This is a genomic window from Streptomyces sp. YKOK-I1 (assembly GCF_054660435.1).
The window spans coordinates 1,423,222-1,439,743 of the sequence record NZ_BAAGDR010000001.1 but is presented as its reverse complement, the minus strand read 5'-3'; the positions used below and the strand labels follow the sequence as shown (position 1 = coordinate 1,439,743).

14 protein-coding genes are annotated in these 16,522 nt (G+C 70.4%); 3 read left to right on the top strand and 11 right to left on the bottom strand.

Annotation, left to right across the window (positions count from 1 at the left end; all coding sequences use genetic code 11):
- Nucleotides 1–31 precede the first annotated feature (31 nt).
- From ACYQ8Q_RS05865 to ACYQ8Q_RS05845, 5 genes are read right to left on the bottom strand one after another with little or no spacing between them, the layout of a single operon-like run.
- Nucleotides 32–1,645, bottom strand: coding sequence for an MDR family MFS transporter (locus ACYQ8Q_RS05865; RefSeq protein ID WP_460062558.1), 1,614 nt, complete (start codon nucleotides 1,643–1,645; stop codon nucleotides 32–34).
- Between the two features lie 58 nt (nucleotides 1,646–1,703).
- Nucleotides 1,704–2,372: a response regulator gene (locus ACYQ8Q_RS05860; RefSeq protein ID WP_460062557.1), complete on the bottom strand. Its 669-nt coding sequence runs from the start codon at nucleotides 2,370–2,372 to the stop codon at nucleotides 1,704–1,706.
- Nucleotides 2,369–3,709 (bottom strand): sensor histidine kinase, encoded by a 1,341-nt coding sequence (locus ACYQ8Q_RS05855; RefSeq protein WP_460062556.1) that lies wholly within the window; start codon nucleotides 3,707–3,709, stop codon nucleotides 2,369–2,371. Before ACYQ8Q_RS05855 ends, ACYQ8Q_RS05860 begins: the two co-directional genes overlap by 4 nt.
- A 26-nt stretch (nucleotides 3,710–3,735) precedes the next feature.
- Nucleotides 3,736–4,575 (bottom strand): ABC transporter permease, encoded by an 840-nt coding sequence (locus ACYQ8Q_RS05850; RefSeq protein WP_460062555.1) that lies wholly within the window; start codon nucleotides 4,573–4,575, stop codon nucleotides 3,736–3,738.
- Nucleotides 4,575–5,504, bottom strand: coding sequence for an ABC transporter ATP-binding protein (locus tag ACYQ8Q_RS05845; protein WP_460062554.1), 930 nt, complete (start codon nucleotides 5,502–5,504; stop codon nucleotides 4,575–4,577). Before ACYQ8Q_RS05845 ends, ACYQ8Q_RS05850 begins: the two co-directional genes overlap by 1 nt.
- A gap of 451 nt (nucleotides 5,505–5,955) precedes the next feature.
- Here ACYQ8Q_RS05845 and ACYQ8Q_RS05840 point away from each other — a divergent pair, with 451 nt between their 5' ends.
- The 3 genes from ACYQ8Q_RS05840 (at nucleotide 5,956) to ACYQ8Q_RS05830 (ending at nucleotide 9,887) form a co-directional block, all read left to right on the top strand.
- Nucleotides 5,956–7,467 (top strand): streptophobe family protein, encoded by a 1,512-nt coding sequence (locus ACYQ8Q_RS05840; protein WP_460062552.1) that lies wholly within the window; start codon nucleotides 5,956–5,958, stop codon nucleotides 7,465–7,467.
- Between the two features lie 75 nt (nucleotides 7,468–7,542).
- The gene (locus ACYQ8Q_RS05835; protein ID WP_460073185.1) at nucleotides 7,543–8,289 is read left to right on the top strand and encodes a response regulator transcription factor; all 747 of its coding nucleotides are present in this window, start codon (nucleotides 7,543–7,545) and stop codon (nucleotides 8,287–8,289) included.
- Nucleotides 8,286–9,887 carry a sensor histidine kinase gene (locus ACYQ8Q_RS05830; RefSeq protein WP_460062551.1) on the top strand — a complete coding sequence of 534 codons (1,602 nt, stop codon included), beginning with the start codon at nucleotides 8,286–8,288 and terminating at the stop codon, nucleotides 9,885–9,887. The genes ACYQ8Q_RS05835 and ACYQ8Q_RS05830 overlap by 4 nt, the downstream gene beginning before the upstream one ends.
- Nucleotides 9,888–9,957: 70 nt before the next feature.
- Here ACYQ8Q_RS05830 and ACYQ8Q_RS05825 read toward each other — a convergent pair whose 3' ends face one another.
- The 6 genes from ACYQ8Q_RS05825 to ACYQ8Q_RS05800 all read right to left on the bottom strand — a co-directional run bounded on the left by ACYQ8Q_RS05825 (nucleotide 9,958) and on the right by ACYQ8Q_RS05800 (nucleotide 16,497).
- Nucleotides 9,958–10,887, bottom strand: coding sequence for an NAD(P)H-binding protein (locus ACYQ8Q_RS05825; RefSeq protein ID WP_460062550.1), 930 nt, complete (start codon nucleotides 10,885–10,887; stop codon nucleotides 9,958–9,960).
- 52 nt (nucleotides 10,888–10,939) lie between these two features.
- Complete coding sequence (locus ACYQ8Q_RS05820) at nucleotides 10,940–11,257, bottom strand: hypothetical protein (protein WP_460062549.1); 318 nt, start codon at nucleotides 11,255–11,257, stop codon at nucleotides 10,940–10,942.
- Between the two features lie 264 nt (nucleotides 11,258–11,521).
- Nucleotides 11,522–13,039, bottom strand: a complete 1,518-nt coding sequence (locus ACYQ8Q_RS05815; protein WP_460062547.1) for a carotenoid oxygenase family protein — start codon at nucleotides 13,037–13,039, stop codon at nucleotides 11,522–11,524.
- A gap of 312 nt (nucleotides 13,040–13,351) precedes the next feature.
- Nucleotides 13,352–14,173: a carbohydrate ABC transporter permease gene (locus tag ACYQ8Q_RS05810; protein ID WP_460062546.1), complete on the bottom strand. Its 822-nt coding sequence runs from the start codon at nucleotides 14,171–14,173 to the stop codon at nucleotides 13,352–13,354.
- On the bottom strand, nucleotides 14,170–15,153 hold the full coding sequence (locus ACYQ8Q_RS05805; protein WP_460062545.1) for a carbohydrate ABC transporter permease: 984 nt from the start codon (nucleotides 15,151–15,153) through the stop codon (nucleotides 14,170–14,172). The genes ACYQ8Q_RS05810 and ACYQ8Q_RS05805 overlap by 4 nt, the downstream gene beginning before the upstream one ends.
- A 90-nt stretch (nucleotides 15,154–15,243) precedes the next feature.
- The gene (locus tag ACYQ8Q_RS05800; RefSeq protein WP_460062543.1) at nucleotides 15,244–16,497 is read right to left on the bottom strand and encodes a sugar ABC transporter substrate-binding protein; all 1,254 of its coding nucleotides are present in this window, start codon (nucleotides 16,495–16,497) and stop codon (nucleotides 15,244–15,246) included.
- Between the last annotated feature and the right edge of the window lie 25 nt (nucleotides 16,498–16,522).

Genomic DNA, 16,522 nt, shown 5'->3' with positions numbered 1-16,522 from the left:
CCCGCCCCCGCCCTCTCCGTGGGACGCTCGGTCAGCTGCCCGTCAGGGCCGCCCTGCCGGTGCTCTCCGGTCCCGTCTCCCCGGGGGGCGTCAGCGCGTCCTCCGGAGCGGGATCGCTGCCGTCGGCGAGTTGCTTGTCGGGGAGGAGCAGGGCGAGCACGAGGCCGAGGGCGAACACCGGGGCCAGGTAGCGGAACACGGGCGTCAGAGCGTGCTGGTAGGACAGGATCACCGCGTCCTGGATCCTCTGGGGGAGCGAGTGGACCAGGGCCGGGGTGAGCGAGTGGGCGTCGCCCACCGCGCCCGTGGCATCGGCGGGCAGCCGTGCGGCGAGCTGCTCGGTGAGGCGGTGGGTGAACACCGAGCCGACAGCCGCGGTGCCGAGCGTCGCGCCGATCTCGCGGAAGAAGTTGTTGGCGGAGGTCGCGGTGCCCACGTCGGAGGGGGGAAAGTCGTTCTGCACGGCCAGGACCAGCGGCTGCATCGTCAGACCGAGGCCGGCGCCCAGGACGAACACGTAGACACAGACCAGGACGAGCGAGGTCTCCGTGTCGAGGGTGGACATCAGGAGCGCGGCCGTGGCCACGGCGACGGTGCCGGCGATCGGGAGGGGCTTGTAGCGCCCGGTGCTGCTCATCAGTCGGCCGGACGGGATGGCGGTCGCCATGATGCCGACCACCATGGGGATGAGCAGGAGACCGGACTCGGTGGCGCTGACGCCGTAGACCATCTGCAGATACGTCGGCAGGTAGCCGATGATCGCGAACATGCCGATGCCGATGACCAGGAGCCCGATGAGGGTGGCGGTGTTGAAGATCCTGCTGTGGAACAGCCACAGGGGGATGATCGGCTCCGGGGCGCGCCGCTGGGAGAGGAAGAACAGCACCCAGGCCAGCACACCGCCGGCGATCATGCCGAGGATGACCGGGCTCGACCAGCCGTAGTCGGTACCGCCCCACTCGGCGACCAGCACCGTGCAGGCCACGGCCGACGCCATGAGCGCGAAGCCGGTGTAGTCGAAGGCCACCTTGACGGCCCGGCGCGGCAGCCGCAGCGCGAACGCGCCCACCGCCAGGGCCAGCGCGCCGATCGGGAGGTTGATCCAGAAGGCCCAGCGCCAGCCGACGCTGTCGGTGAACCAGCCCCCGAGCAGCGGCCCGGCGACCGAGGAGAGACCGAAGACGGCGCCGATGGGCGCCATGTACTTCGCGCGCTGCCGGGGCGGCACCAGGTCGGCGATGATGGCCTGCGAGGTGATCATCAGCCCGCCGCCGCCGAGCCCCTGGATGGCACGGCCGACGATCAGCATCGTCATGTCCTGGGCCGAGCCCGCCACCACGGAACCGGCGAGGAAGACGCCGATGCCGGCGAGGAACAGGGCCTTGCGGCCGATCAGGTCGCCGAGACGGCCGTAGACGGGCATGGCGATGGTGGCCGCGAGGATGTACGCGGTGGTCACCCAGGCCATGTGGTTCACACCGTGCAGTTCTCCGACGACGGTCGGCAGCGCGGTGCTGACGATCGTCTGGTCCAGGGAGGAGAGCAGCATGGCGGCCATGAGGGCGGAGAAGATGAGGCCGAAGTTGTGCGGAATGCTGAAGGAGTCCGGCTCCTTCGGCGCCTCCGCCGGGGTCGGGTCGTTCACAACGTGCTCCTGAGGTGAAGAACAAGAAGAACAAAGGGAACGGGCGTCGGGCCGGGGGCTACGACCTCGCCCTGACCAGGCCGGCGTCGTACGCCGTGATCACGGCCTGGATGCGGTCGCGGGCGCCGATCTTGGCGAGGACGCGTCCGACGTGTTTCTTGACGGTGGACTCGGTGAGGACGAGGCGTTCGGCGATCTCGGTGTTGGTCCAGCCCTGGCCGATGGCGACGAGCACTTCGCGTTCGCGGTCCGTCAGGGCGCGCAGGCGCGGGTCCTCGGGGGCGGGGCCGCCGGACGGTGCGAGGGCCCGGTGGGTGTAGGCGTCCAGCAGGCGGCGAGTGAGACGGGGGGCCACCACGGCGTCGCCGGTGGCGACCGCGTGGATGCCCACGACGAGTTCCTCCGGACGCGCGTCCTTGAGGAGGAATCCGCTGGCTCCGGCCCGCAGGCCTTCGTAGGCGTACTCGTCGAGGTCGAAGGTGGTCACGATGAGGATGCGGGTGCGTGCGCCGGTGGCGGTGATGCGCCGGGTGGCCTCGATGCCGTCCATGCCGGGCATCCGGATGTCCATGAGGACCACGTCGGGGCGGAGCTCGGCGGCCAGGCGGACCGCCTCGGCGCCGTGCGCGGCCTCACCGACGGCCTCCAGACCGGGGGTGCCCTCGATGAGCATGCGGACACCCATGCGCTGCAGGGGCTGGTCGTCGACGATCAGCACGGTGGTCATCGCGTCTGCTCTCCCGGGGGTACGTCGAGCGCCACGTCCACGAGCCAGCCGTGGCCGGTGACGAGCGGTCCGATGGTGACGGTGCCGCCGTACATGGCCGCTCGTTGACGGATGCCGACCAGTCCGTGTCCCTGCTCGCCGTCCTGTGCGGGGGACCTCGTCGGCTCGGGCGCTCCCGGGGGTGTGCCGGTGTCGGTGATCCGGATCCGCACCGTGCCGGACTCGGCGCTGATCACGACCTCGGCGGAGGTACCGGTCCCCGCGTGTCTGAGCGAGTTCGTCAGAGCTTCCTGGACGATGCGGTAGACGGTGAGCTGTACGCCGTCGCCCAGCGGGCTGAGATCGCCCGTCGTCCGGTACCGCACCGCGAGGCCGGCCGCGCGGACCCGCTCCATGAGGGAGTCGAGGTCCCGGACGCCGGGTTGCGGGCTGAGCATCCGCTCCTCGTCCTTGTCCTCGCGCAGGACGCCCAGGACGCGGCGGAGCTCGCTCATGGCCTGACGGCCGGTGTCGCCGAGGATGCGCAGGGCCTCGGCGGACTTCTCCCCGTTGTGGGCCGCGAGGGTGGCCGCGCCGTCGGCGACGCTGACCATGACCGAGAGGTTGTGACCGATGATGTCGTGCATCTCGCGGGCGACCCGGGAGCGCTCGGCGGCCGCCGTGAGCCGGACCCGCTGGTCGCGTTCGATCTCCAGGCGGGTCGCGCGGTCTTCCAGCGCCGCCAGGTAGAGGCGGCGGATACGGAGCGTCAGACCGGTGGCGATCGCGGCGCAGGCCGTTCCCAGCAGGAAGAACAGACCGAGCAGCGGATGTTCGAGCGGCGACAGAAGGCAGACCGCCAGGGCGAGTTGGGCCACCGTCAGAGCGCCCGCCCACTTCAGGGCCCGCAGGGAGCCGCGAAGGGCCAGGCCGTAGAGGGCGACGAGGGCGCTGATGCCGGCCTGCTGCCAGACGTCCAGCGACCACTGGACGAGCGCCACCGCCGCGATCACGAAGTAGGTGACGGCCGGTGCCCTGCGGCGCCACCACAGCGGCAGGATCTGTCCCGCGGCGAAGAGGAACAGGACCGCGGTCGGCAGATGCCGGTTGCCCGCCTCCCCGAACGGTCCGTGACTCGCGTGGGACAGGAGGTCGGGCAGGCTGACCAGGGCGACGACGAGCACGACCGCGGTGTCGCGCACCCACGGATGCCGTCGGTCCAGTTCGCGCCGGTGGTTCTGGCCCCGCACCATCCGGCCGAGCAACGGGTGTGCCCAGTCCGCGTCCAGCCCGGGGGACGGCTCGGACGCCGTCCCCCGGGCAGGTTCTGCGGAGCCTGCCGCGCAGGGTGGGCTCATGGTCTCCATCGTCGTGGTGTGCGCTCTCAGGCGTCGTCGCGGACCAGGCGGAAGGCCGCCCCGGCGAGCGTGAGGGCCACCCAGCCGGCGAAGACCGCCAGGCCCGCCCCCGGCGAGAGGGCGTCGGAGGACTGGTGCAGGGCGTAGATCGCGGAGCCGGCGTTGCTGGGGAAGTAGGGGTTGATGTTGTCGTACACGGAGTCGGGCAGCAGCTGGGCCAGACCGGGGAGGATGAGCAGAACGCCGACCAGGACCGCGATGGCCCCGGCGGAGGAGCGCAGCAGGACTCCCAGAGCCACGCCGAACACGGCCACCAGACCGAGGTAGACACCGGCGCCGACCAGGCTGCGCAGCACGCCGTCGTCGCTCAGGGAGAGCGCGATCTTCTCGCCGTCCAGGCCGAGGGTGCCCAACTGGAACGCGGCCAGCGCGCCGATGGTCGTGAGGACCAGGGCGATGGGGCCGATCACGGCGGCCTTGGACCACAGGACGGGCAGGCGCCGGGGTACGGCGGCGAGGGTGGAGCGGATCATGCCCGTGGAGTACTCGCCGGCGGACAGCAGCACCCCGAGCACACCCACGGCCAGGGACGCGAAGGTCACGCCGAGCAGGGCGAGGCTGACCGCGTCCTGGGTGCCGGAGCCCGGGCCGTTCTGCGGGACGACGGCGTCGGGGCTGTACGTCGCGGAGGCGATGGCGCCGAGTGCGACGAGCAGCACGACCGCGACGGCGAGGGTGATCCAACTGGAGCGCAGGGACCAGAACTTGGCCCACTCCGAGCGCAGCACCCGCAGCCCGGTCACCTTGTAGGAGGTCTTGGCGGGGGCCTGGAATTCGGGGACCGCGGCAGGCGTGGTGGTGGTCATCAGGCGGCCTTTCGGGTGGTCTCGGCCGGAGCACTGTGGTACTCGACGGCGTCGTGGGTGAGTTGCATGAACGCCTCCTCCAACGAGACGGCCTGCGGGGTCAGTTCGTACAGCGCCACCCCGTGCTGGGCGGCGATCGTCCCGATCTCGCGAGCCTCGCGCCCGGAGACCAGCAGCTCCTCGGCGGAGGAGGAACTGATCGTGACGTCCGGCCCGGCCAGCAGCGCGCGCAACCTGGTGGCGTCACCGGTGACGACCCGCACACCTCCGCCACCGGCCTCCTGGGTGAAGTCGTCGACGGTGGTGTCGGCGAGCAGCCTGCCGCGCCCGATGATGACGAGGTGGTCGGCGATCAGCGCGGTCTCGCTCATCAGATGCGAGGACAGCATCACGGCCCGGCCCTCGTCGGCCAGGGAGCGCAGCAGGTTGCGCACCCACAGCACACCCTCGGGGTCGAGGCCGTTGACCGGTTCGTCGAGCATGACGATCGCCGGGTCGCCGAGCAGCGCGGCGGCGATGCCCAGCCGCTGGCCCATACCGAGCGAGAAGGCGCCCACCCGCTTGCCGGCCACGCTCGTCAGTCCGGCCAGTTCGATGACCTCGTCCACCCGGCGCCGCGGGATGCCATGGGTGTACGCGAGGGCCATGAGGTGGTTGACCGCGGTCCGGCCGGGGTGGACGGACTTGGCCTCCAGCAGGGTGCCGATCTCCTGCAACGGCGCGCTGTGCCTGGCGTAGGCGCGTCCGTTGACGGTGACCGAACCCGCGGTGGGGGAGTCCAGTCCGACGATCATGCGCATGGTCGTGGACTTGCCCGCGCCGTTGGGCCCCAGGAAGCCGGTCACCTCACCCGGCTTGACGGTGAAGCTCAAGTTGTCGACGACGGTCTTGTCGCCGTACCGCTTGGTCAGCTCACGCGTTTCGATCATGGGATGGGGTCCTTCTCTCGCCTCTGCCCCTGCCGCTGATGCGGGCCGGACTGCGTGTGTTCGACGTTACGAGCGACAGCGGTCGGCTCCGTGGGACCACAGGGGACACTTCGATGGGCGGGTGGTACCGGGGTACCGCCGCACCGGCTCCGCCGGTCATCCTCTGGGATGACCCGGGCCGACTCCGGCGAGGCCGGTCGCGGTCGCAGTCGCAGTCGCAGTCGATGGTGAGGGCCGCGGTTCTGGGAACTTTCTGAGAACCCGGCCGGAGTCCCGCTCCTGCACAGCCGGTGACCTGCGCCGTTCCTGGCCCGCCTCTCAGAACTCTCCCAGAACCTCTCGCGAAAGTCCTCCACGCGACCGCCACTGTGTGCGGGTCCCGCAGGCGCGACGCCGGAAGGCTCCCCTCCCGGCGCCGCGCGCCCCGTACGAGTCAAGCGGAGTCGCCTGTATGACTGCCACCACGAACCACCCCCGGGCCCGGACCACGTCCCGGCCCCCACGCCGCACCGAGCCCGTCCGGATCGGCCCGTGGCGGAACGCCCTGGAAGGCGCGGCGGCCGCGCTGTGCGCGCTGGTCGCCATGGCCGTCGTGTGCGCGCTCGCGCTGCTCCTCCTCGACGCCGGCTCCCTCGGGTCGGTCTGGTCACTGACCATGGCCCTGACGTCCATGGCTGTCGGAGGCTCGGTCACCGCGGGTTCCGACGCCTCCGGGGACACCGGTTCGATGGGCGGCCTGGCCTCCCTCTTCGGTGGCGGGGGCGGCCTGAGCCCGTCGATGAGCGGTGCGGCCGATGTCGTGCCGCTCGGCGTGACGCTCGTCGGCTCCGTCGTGCTGTGGTTCGCCTTCTCCCGGCGGCTGCGGCAGGGGGAGCGGCGATCCCTCACCTCCGGTGAACTGGCCGTCCGGGCGGCGGGAGCGGCGACCGCGGCATGCAGCACCCTCCTGATCGTGGCCGGACTCGCCAAGGGGTCGGCCACCATGCCGGAGTCCGCGACGAGCGGGATGGGCGGGATGGGCGATGCCGGCTCCGCGCAGGGGTTCGGCGGCGGTGGCCTGGGCGAGTTGCTGGGCGGCGGATCAGGGACCGAGCCGACCGTGGCGTACCACGTGGGCGTGGGGTCGACCGGCTTCGGCGGGGTGCTGTGGGTGGCCGTCGTCCTCGGTCTGGGACTCCTCGTCAGCCGACGGGCACGCCTGCCGCTGGGCGGGGCGCTGGACGGGCTGCGCACCGGGTGGGGGCGGAGCGCGTCGACCGTCGTGCGTACGGTCGTCGTCCTGGCGGCGGTACCACTGGTGGTCCTGACGGCCGCCGGGGCGGTGGCCGGCGGCCGGGTCGGAACGGCCGCCGGCGCCGCCCTGCTGCTGGCCCCGAACGCGGTCGCGGTGTTCCTGACCCTGGGCGTCGGATCGTCCTGGACCGCCGCGGTGCATCCGGCGCGGAGCGACAGCGGCGGCAACCCGCTGGCGGCTCTGCTGGGCGGTATGGGACAGAATCCGGGCACCACGGGCGGCGCTCTGCAAACCGACCGTACCGAGCACCTGGGCTCGCTCTCGGTGGGCGGCTGGCCGTTGTGGCCGGTCGCCCTCGCGGTGACCGGTCTCGTCCTGGTCGGCTGCGCCTACCGTACGGCCCGTGTCACGCACCCTGCCCACCGGGTTCCGCTGCACCCCTACCGGGGTCCGCTGGCCGGCCACATCGGCCTGGCGCAGCGGTTCGGCATCGTCACGGCGCTCCTCCTCGGTGTGACCGCCTGGCTGGTCTCGGCATCCGGCCACTTCGGGATCAGCATGTTCGGCAGCGAGATGGGCGGCACCCGGGCCGAGCTGACCGGCAGCGTCCTGCGAACGATCCTTTTCGGACTGCTCCTCGGCGCCCTGGCCGGCTTCGGCGGAAGCCTGCTGGCGGCGGCCCGCGGACGTTCCGGACGCACCGGAGCGACCCCGTCCCTTACGCGCTGAAGACAGCCCCCGTCCGTATCCTGCGCAGATGTTCCCGGCCGCCTGGAGGCCCTGTTGAAGCCCGTTGGACATGCCGTGCCGCCCGGTGCCGGAGGAGACTTCGGCAGGACGGCCGTCGGCGAGGTGACCCTGCTGGTCGTGGAGGACGAGCCGACCGTGCGGGAACTGCTGTGCGCGGCCCTGCGGCATGCCGGCTTCACGGTCGCCGCGGCCGGGACGGGCCAGGAGGCGCTGGACCGGGCCAGGGAGGCGCCGGTGGATCTGGTCCTGCTGGACGTGATGCTGCCCGACCTGGACGGCTTCGAGGTGATCCGGCGGCTGCGCGGGCAGAGCCGCCCCGCCTCCGTGTCCCGCACCGGACATGTCCCCGTGGTGTTCCTCACCGCCCGGGACGCCACCCAGGACAAGATCGAGGGGCTGGTGCTGGGCGGCGACGACTATGTGACGAAGCCGTTCGACCTCCAGGAACTGATCGCCCGGGTGCGCGCGGTGCTGCGCCGCACCAGCGGCGACCCGACCGCCGTGCTGCGGGTGGCCGATCTCGAGCTGGACCCCGACGGCGTCCAGGCGGCCCGGTCGGGGGAGCCGCTCAGACTGTCCCCCACCGAGTTCCGGCTGCTGCACTACCTGATGACCAACGCCGGGCGCACGGTCTCGAAGGCGCAGATCCGTCAACGGGTGTGGGACTACGACTTCAACGGTGACACCGGCATCGTCGACACCTACATCAGCTATCTGCGCCGAAAGATCGACAACGGCGGTCCCAAGCTCATCCACACCGTGCACGGTGTCGGATACGTGCTGCGGGGTTCGAGATCATGACCGGGCCCCGGCTGCCCGGTGTGTGGGCGAGGGCATCGTTGCGCAGCCGGGTGCTCCTGCCGGCCGTCGCCCTGCTGACGGTCGGCTTCACGGCGTTCAGCCTGGTGACCGGAAACGCGCTGCGTGGCTATATGGAGGACCGCGTCGACGCCCAACTCCGGGCCGCCGCACAGGTGTTCGCCCTGCTGCCGCAGGCGGCGGCGGAGAGCGGCGCCACCCGCACACCCCCGGCCGGGCTCGCCGACTTCAGTACCGATGTCCTCGGCAACCCCGTCATCACGTACGTCACGGCTTCCGGTGACGTCGAGACCAGTGTGGACTCCCTCGGCGGCACCGGCCGCACCGACCGTGCGCGAGGTCCGGAGCTGCCCCGGATGGACCGCGCCGCGGTCACCGCCCACGGCGGCCGTCCGTTCACCGTGGGCAGCCGGACCGGGGACACCCGCTGGCGGGTGATCGCCGTGCCGCAGGTCACCGTTGCCCGTGTGCCGGGCGTCAACGCGACGGCCGCCTCCCCGTCCGGCAGTGTGCTGGTGGCGACGACGATGTCCAAGGTGGACGGCACGGTCGACCGGATGTGGCGGATCTACGAGAGCACCGGACTCGCCCTGCTCGTCGCGCTGGCCGGGGCGGGCTGGTTCGCGGTCCGCTCAGGGTTGCGTCCGCTGTCCCGCATCGAGCAGACCGCCGCCGGCTTCGCGGCTGGGGACCTTTCGCGCAGGGTGCCGGAACTGGCGGGCCCGAGAACCGAGTTGGGCCGACTGGCGGCGGCGCTCAACGGCATGTTCGGGCAGGTGGAGTCCGCCTTCGCCGCGCGTGCCGAGTCCGAGGCGCGGATGAGCCGGTTCGTCGCGGACGCCAGCCATGAACTGCGCACTCCCCTCGCCGGCATCAAAGGGCTGACCGACCTCCACCGCATGGGGGCGCTCCCCGACCGCTCGGACGTCGACGCCACGATGGACCGCATCGCCCGCGAGTCCGAACGGCTCGCCCGGCTCGTCGAGGACATGCTGCAGCTGGCCCGCCTGGACGAGCACACGCTGAGAACCGCGGGCCGGTCGCCGGGACCCGGGGCGCCCGGTGCCCCGCCGGACCTCGACGTGGCCCCCGCCGACCTGCGCACCCTCGCTGCCGAAGCGCTCCACGACGTACGGGCCCTGGACCCGTCCCGCACCGTCACGCTCACCGGGCCCGACGGCGCCGGACCGCCCGCACCCGCGCCCGCCCTCGCCGACGAGGCACGGTTGCGCCAGGTCGTCAGCAACCTCGTCGGCAACGCGGTCACCCACACCAAGCCCGGCACTCCCGTGCGGATCGGCGTCGGAACGGTCGGGGACCACGCCGTCCTCGAGGTCGCCGACCAGGGGCCGGGTCTCACCGAGGAACAGCGCGGCCGTATCTTCGAGCGGTTCTACCGTGCCGACACCTCCCGCACCCGTGCCACCGGCGGCGCCGGGCTCGGCCTGTCCATCGTCGATTCCCTGATCGCCGCCCACGGGGGGCGCGTGGAGGTCGACTCGGCCCCCGGCTCGGGCGCCACTTTCCGGATTCTCCTGGTGAAAGACGTGACGAACTTTCTTGACAGCCGTCAGACGTGAGCTGACCCGACAGGTGCCAGGAGTGTTCCGAACATCCCCGGCGCTGCCAGGTGCAGCTCCGCTCGTCCGGTCACCCCAGGAGCGCGTGCCTGTTCTCCTCCAGCCAGTCGCGCACGGTGATCGGCTTGCGTCCGAGGGTGCGCTCGACGAAGTCGTTACGGGCCCAGACCACCTCGTTCTCCTGCTCGTACTCGAAGAAGTCCCAGAGCCTGAGGGCCTTCAGTGGGGGATACGCCTCGTAGAAGCCTTCCTCGCTGCCGTCGTGCGTGATCTTCTCGCCGAACACCTCGGTCATCAGTTCGGCGACATCGCTGTGGCGGAGCAGGTCATGACCGTTGTTCAGCGTGTGGAACTGCCCGATGTGACGGTGGTTGTCCGAGAGGAACAGGCGCCCCGCGACCTCGGCGATGTCCCGCCGGTCGATGAACGGAACCAGCCGGTCGTTCCAGATGAGCTTGCGCTCGCGGCGCAGGCCCTCCCTCATCCACAGGAAATTGTCGGTGAAGGCGGCACCGATGTTGAGATACGTCACCGGCAGATCGCTCTCGTCGAGGATCCGCTTGGCCATCGGATGCTGCACGGGCAGGCCGACCCCCGCTTCCCGCATGGACTTCGGGATGCGCCGTGCGTTGGCCTCCGGCTGCATTCCCAGCAGGCGCAGGACGTGCACCGCGCAGGCCGCCTTCTTGAGGGCGGACACGAGGTTCGTCATGGCGGTCTTCTCGTCCGTGCCGCCGGTGGCGATGACGAAGACTCCCTCCATTCCCTCCACGGCGGTCTCCAGCGAGGGAAGGTCGAAGTAGTCCGCCTCGACCGCCTCGGCGTACGGGAAGTCCTTGCGCAGAGCGTCGACTCCGGCCGCCTTGGTGCTCGCCAGCCGCAGCTCGATCTGCGGCGCCTCACGGTGCAGGAAGTCGGTCAGTACCCTGCCGGTCTTTCCGTTCGCGCCGAAGACGAGAATGCTGCGGGGGACGGGCTTGTTGTTCGCGTACACAGACATGTGCGGTTCCTCCGGAGATGGTGGCGGGCCGTGGACAGGGGGGAATCGGACGTCAGGGCAGGTCGACCGTCTCGGGGCCGTCGACCCGGCCCGACCGGACCGGAGCCTCCCGTGGGTTCTCCACCGCCGCGGCCGCCTTGCGCCGGTAGCCCAGCAGGCCGAAGAACCCTGCGGTGAAACCGCTGATGAGGCCGCTCACGGCATGGTTGACCGCGTTTTGTGCCGCGCCACTCGGGACACCGATGAACACGTAGTTGATGAGACCGCTCAGCACCGCCCCGACGATTCCACCGACCAGACCTGGTCTCAGTGCGATGCGCACGGCGGACGGCGGCTTGCGGGTGGGAAGCGCGGCGTTCGGTTCGGTCATCGTCGGCAGCCTCCCCTGAGGCGCCCAAGGCGCGACCGGCCCGGGTCAGCGCGGCGCACAGCCGGCGAAGAGCGATCCATACGGAGGCATGTCGTCATTGACTGCACCTCTCGGGGTTGCGCGTGGCGCCGGGACGCCACGCGAGACGGGATCTGAGGGGGGCCGTCGCGGACGCCGGCTCCGGAACCGCCGGCGTCCGCTCGGGCCCGCGTGAGGACGAGCCGGTCTCACGACGCACGGCTCGCAGCTCATGACACGATCGGGTCAGCTCGGTTCGAGTTCGGCGCCCGGGATCCAGGTGCCGTGGAAGCCGTAGCGGAGCCGGAAGGGAATCCGGACGGTGGCGATCGGCCCGGCACCGACGTCCTGCGCGTCCAGGATGACGAAGTCGGTGCGCATCTCGTTCCGGCGGCTGACCAGCGCCATGAGGTAGCCCTCGCCCTCGTCCGCGTCGTCGTTCCTGGGGACGAACACCGACTCCTCGGGCGCCGAGTTCTCGCCGGGGTAGTAGCTGGTCTGCTTACCGGTCTCGGAGTCCAGGTGGACGATGCTGTTGAACGGCGGCCCCATCGGCCCGAACTCGGGCAGCGGGCCCAGCGTGGGGTTGAACGTGCCGAGCCAGGTGTGCCGGTGCTTCGACATGATGGCCCGGGGGTCGATGCGGGGGAAGTCGGCGGGGAACTGCCAGAGCCGGCTGGCGGTGTGCTGGTTGCCGCCGTCCATGACGGGGCTGTCGCTGCCGTGCCTGAGGTCGAGGACCCACCGCTCCATGAACGGCGGGGCCTCCGGGATCTCCTCGCCGGTCGCCGTCTTGGGGAACTGCGAGAACCATCCGCTGGCCGCGACGGAGTGCTCCAGGGTGATGGTGCCGTCGTCGTTGGACCAGCCGTTGATGGTGTGGCCCTCCATGATGACCTCGTCCACGCCGAACCACTTGATGCCGGCGACGCCCTCCTCCCGGGGGATGACCGCGATGTGCGAGCGTTCCCGCGGGTCCCACATGAAGTACTGCGGCTCGGTCTTCAGCCGCTCGGCGTCGGCGATGAACGGCCCGAAGGTGAAGATCAGATGGTCGCGGGTGACGATCCAGTCGTGTACGGACGAGGAGTAGGGGGCGATGAACTGCTCGGTCCTGGTGACCTGACCCTTCGGGTCGATCTCGAACAGCATGATGTCGTTGTCCGGCCGGCCGCTGGGGAAGTACGAGAAGGCGATCATCTGCCCCGTACGGGGGTCGATCTTGGGGTGGGCCGTGAAGGTCTTCCCGGTGATCTGCCCGTTGAAGTCGTAGATCCCCTTCGTCTCCAGTGTGTGCGGGTCGAGCTCGTAGGGGAGACCGGCCTCCTTGAGAGCGAGCATCTTGCCGGCGTGCCAGACGATGGCGGTGTTGGCGTTGTTGTCCGCCTGGATGCCGGCGACCGACGGGTCGTCGGTGTACCAGTTCCGGTAGGCGCCGACCAGGGACCGCCGGGCCTTGCGCTCGGCGACGAACCGCTCGGTGCGCACGAACCGGGTCTGCAGGTCCGCGTGACCGTCCTTGATGCGGATCTTGGTCACCATGCCGTCGCCGTTGAGGAAGATGTCCAGGGGGTGGTTCGGCGGGTACTGGGCGTCGGCGGCGTTGCGCAGGAACGCCCCGTCCAGGTCCCGCGGGATCTCGCCCTCGACCTCCAGGTCGTAGACGTCGGCCTCGATCCGGGAGGGAGCGAAGTAGCCGCGGTACACGATCGTGTCGGGGAAGCGGACCGGAGCAGCGGCGAACCGGTCAGGAGTGGTTGTCAAGTGAACCGCCTTCGTCAACGACGAGTCACCGGCCGTCCCAGCCGGTGATCAGGTTACGGAGATGGTGCGTCTTCGGAGAAGGACCCGAGGTCGCCCGGCGAACCTACGGCGAACCGGACCACGTCCGTTCGTGCCACCGTAGGAATCCGATGGCCGTCGGGGAAACGAAACCTGTCGATGGCACACATGAACGAGGTCAATGACACCCTCCGAGGGCCGGGAGGAGGAAACGGACCGGCTCCCGGGACCATCTCGGCGATGGTCCCGGGAGCCGGTGTCGTCCAGTGCCGCATGGGCGGCGGGTATCGCGGTTCAGTCCTTGACCGCGCCCGCGGTCACGCCTGCTGCCACATAGCGCTGGGCGAGGACGAGGAGCACGGCGGCGGGGATCGACGCGACGACGGCGGTGGCCATGATCGCGTTCCATTCCTGGTTGTTGTTGCCGATGTAGTGGTAGATGCCGAGGGTGATCGGCCTCAGCTCGCCGCCGCCGTCGAGGGTGGTGGCGAAGACGAAGTCGGACCAGGCCCACAGGAAGCTGAAGAGCGACACGGTGACGAGAGCGTTGCGGCTCACCGGCAGGACGATCGACCAGAAGGTGCGCAGGGTGCCCGCGCCGTCGATGCGGGAGGCGGCGATCAGCTCGCCGGGGATGCCCGACATGAACGCGGTGAAGATCATGACGCCGAAGGGCACGGCGATGGTGGAGTCCGCGATGATCAGGCCCCACCAGGAGTTGAGCAGGCCGAGGTCGAGGAAGACGCCGTAGAAGCCCATCGCCATGACGATGCCGGGGATCATCTGGGCGACCAGCAGGGCGAGGCCGAGGACTCCTCCGCCGAGGGGCCGGAGCTTGGCCAGCGCGAAGCCGGCCGGGGCGGCGAGGAGCAGGGTGAGGACGACCGTGCCCAGACCGATGAGCAGGCTGGTGCCGAGGTAGGGCATCTGGTCGTTCAGGACGGCGCGGTAGCCCTCGAAGGTGGGGTGCAGAGGCAGCAGGTCGGGTGGGCTCTTGCGCATGTCCTGCTGCGGGGTGAGGGACACGTTGAGCATCCAGTACACCGGGAACAGCATCACGGCGGTGAGCAGGACGCCGATGACGGTGTAACGGCGCTTTCCCCTGGGGGACTTCATGCTTCCTGCCTCCTCTGGACGCGGATGTACAGCAGGCCGAAGACGAGGGCGATGAGGATGAGGATGTTGCCGACGGCGGCGCCGGGGCCGAACTTGGGCAGCAGGGTGCCGAAGCCGAGCTGGTAGGACCAGGTGGCGAGGGTGGAGGAGGCGTCTCCGGGACCGCCCTTGGTCATGATCCAGATCAGGTCGAACACCTTCAGCGTGTAGACCAGCCCGAGCAGCAGGGTGATCGCGGAGACCGGGCGCAGCAGCGGGAAGGTGATGCGCCGGAACTGCTGCCAGGCGCCGGCCCCGTCCAGGGACGCGGCCTCGTACAGCTCGGCCGGGATGTTCTGCAGACCGCTGTAGAGGATGACCAGGTTGAACGGGATACCGATCCAGACGTTGGCGATGATGACCGAGGTCAGCGCCCAGTCCGGGGAGTTGAGCCAGTCGACCGGGGCCACGCCCGCGAGGTGCAGGGCGTAGTTGATGACACCGGACTCGCTGTTGAACATCCACGACCAGGTCGAGGCCGACACGATCAGCGGCAGCAGCCAGGGGATCAGGAACAGCGCCCGCAGGGTGCCGGCCAGCCGGAAGTGCCGGTTGAAGAAGACGGCGAGGGCGAGCCCGGCCGCGTACTGGAACACGATCGACACCAGGGTGAAGATCATGGTGTGGCGCATCGCCGGGCCGAAGGTGGGATCGTCGAGGACGGTCCTGAAGTTGTCGAGCCCGGAGAACGGCGCGTCGCCCGCCACGAACGACCGGACGGTGTAGTTGCGCAGGCTCAGGTCGAGGTTGCGGTAGAGGGGATAGAGGTAGAAGGCGGCGAGGTAGACGACCAGCGGGGCGAGGAAGGCCAGCGCGGTCAGCCGGCTCCTGCGGCGCTCACGGCGCCGCAGTGCCGACGCGTCCGTCCGCTGTTCGGTGCCGGTCGCCCCGGACCTGGCCGGGGACCGCTGGGAGCGGCGGTCGACACGGGCGATGGTCATGCGTACTCCTGGATGCGGGTGGCGGGTCCGGGCCGGTGGCGTGCCCGCGGTCGCGGGGCGTTCCTTCGGAGGGGCGGGCGGGGCCGGGTGTCAGCTCTTGCCCTTGTCCGCGGCCTTCTGAGCGGCGTCGAGGGCCGCCTGCGGGCTCTGGCCACCGGACAGGGCGGACTGCACCGCGGTCCACATCGGCTGGGAGATGGTCGGGTACTTGGTGCCCAGACCGCCGCTGGTACGCCCACGCGCCGCGGCCACCGCGCCGATCCACGGCTTCAGCTCGGGGTTCTGCTGCACCTGCTGGGCCTGCACCTCGGCGGTGGGTGCCACGTACGCCAGGGTCGTGTCCGTGGACAGGAGGTTCGCGGAGCTGGTCAGACAGGCGACGATCTTCTTGGTGACGTCGTAGCGGGAGGTGTCCTTCTGCACCGGCACGGTGACGAACTCACCGCCGGTCGGCACCGGCGCCGCACCGCCGCTCCGCCCCGGGATGCTGATGACGCCGTACTCGAATCCGGCCTTGTCCGCGTTGCCGAGCTGCCAGGTGCCGTTCTCGCTGAACGCGTAGTCACCGGTGGCGAACTCCTGCCAGCTGGTGGTCTGGGTGTTCTGCAGGACGTCCTTGGGCGCGTAGCCCTCGTCGACCCACTGCTTCCACAGGGACAGGGCGGCGACACCGTTCGCCGAGTTGAGCTTGGTGAGGTCGCCGTCCGCGCCCCAGAACCAGGGCAGGAACTGGAAGCTGCCCTCCTCCGTGTTGATCGCGGAGAAGGTGATGCCCTTCTTCCCGGCCGACTTCACCTTCTTCAGGGCCGCCGTGAGCGAGTCCCAGTCCTTGATGGACGCGGGGTCGACGCCGGCCGCCGTCAGGACCTTCTTGTTGTAGTAGAGCGCGAGCGTGTTGGCGCCGATCGGCACCCCGTAGGCCGCGTTGTCGATGGTGCCCGCGCCGAGGATGTTCTTCTGGATGGCCGACGTGTCCAGGCCGAGGTCGTCGGTCTTGTTGAGGATCCCCGCCTCCACCAGCGTGGACACGACCGGGTTGTCCACGAGCATCACGTCGGGGGCGTTGCCCTGCTGAGCGGCCAGCAGCGCCTTGTTGCCCAGGTCCGTGGTGTCCATGCCGGTGCGCTTGATCTTGACCCCGGCGTCGGTGCCGCACTTGCCGACGAGCTTGCCCCACGCCGAGGAGGCGTCGAACTGCGGGTACGGGTCCCAGAAGGTGTACGTCCCGCCGGTGCTGCCGGAGCCGGAGGCGGAGGAGTCGGAACCGCCGCCGCAGGCGGCGACGGAGGTGAGCGCGCCGATGGCGGCGATGGCGGTGATGAGGGTGCGGCGGGTGTTTCTCACGGTGACCTCGTTGTCTTGGTGTGGC

Excerpts from the sequence above, each read along its gene's own strand:
- ACYQ8Q_RS05830 (WP_460062551.1), top strand. The coding sequence starts at position 8,286 with ATGACCGGGCCCCGGCTGCCCGGTGTGTGGGCGAGGGCATCGTTGCGC.
- ACYQ8Q_RS05825 (WP_460062550.1), bottom strand. The coding sequence starts at position 10,887 with ATGTCTGTGTACGCGAACAACAAGCCCGTCCCCCGCAGCATTCTCGTC.
- ACYQ8Q_RS05810 (WP_460062546.1), bottom strand. The coding sequence starts at position 14,173 with ATGAAGTCCCCCAGGGGAAAGCGCCGTTACACCGTCATCGGCGTCCTG.
- ACYQ8Q_RS05855 (WP_460062556.1), bottom strand. The coding sequence starts at position 3,709 with ATGAGCCCACCCTGCGCGGCAGGCTCCGCAGAACCTGCCCGGGGGACG.
- ACYQ8Q_RS05845 (WP_460062554.1), bottom strand. The coding sequence starts at position 5,504 with ATGATCGAAACGCGTGAGCTGACCAAGCGGTACGGCGACAAGACCGTC.
- ACYQ8Q_RS05805 (WP_460062545.1), bottom strand. The coding sequence starts at position 15,153 with ATGACCATCGCCCGTGTCGACCGCCGCTCCCAGCGGTCCCCGGCCAGG.
- ACYQ8Q_RS05860 (WP_460062557.1), bottom strand. The coding sequence starts at position 2,372 with ATGACCACCGTGCTGATCGTCGACGACCAGCCCCTGCAGCGCATGGGT.
- ACYQ8Q_RS05820 (WP_460062549.1), bottom strand. The coding sequence starts at position 11,257 with ATGACCGAACCGAACGCCGCGCTTCCCACCCGCAAGCCGCCGTCCGCC.
- ACYQ8Q_RS05850 (WP_460062555.1), bottom strand. The coding sequence starts at position 4,575 with ATGACCACCACCACGCCTGCCGCGGTCCCCGAATTCCAGGCCCCCGCC.
- ACYQ8Q_RS05840 (WP_460062552.1), top strand. The coding sequence starts at position 5,956 with ATGACTGCCACCACGAACCACCCCCGGGCCCGGACCACGTCCCGGCCC.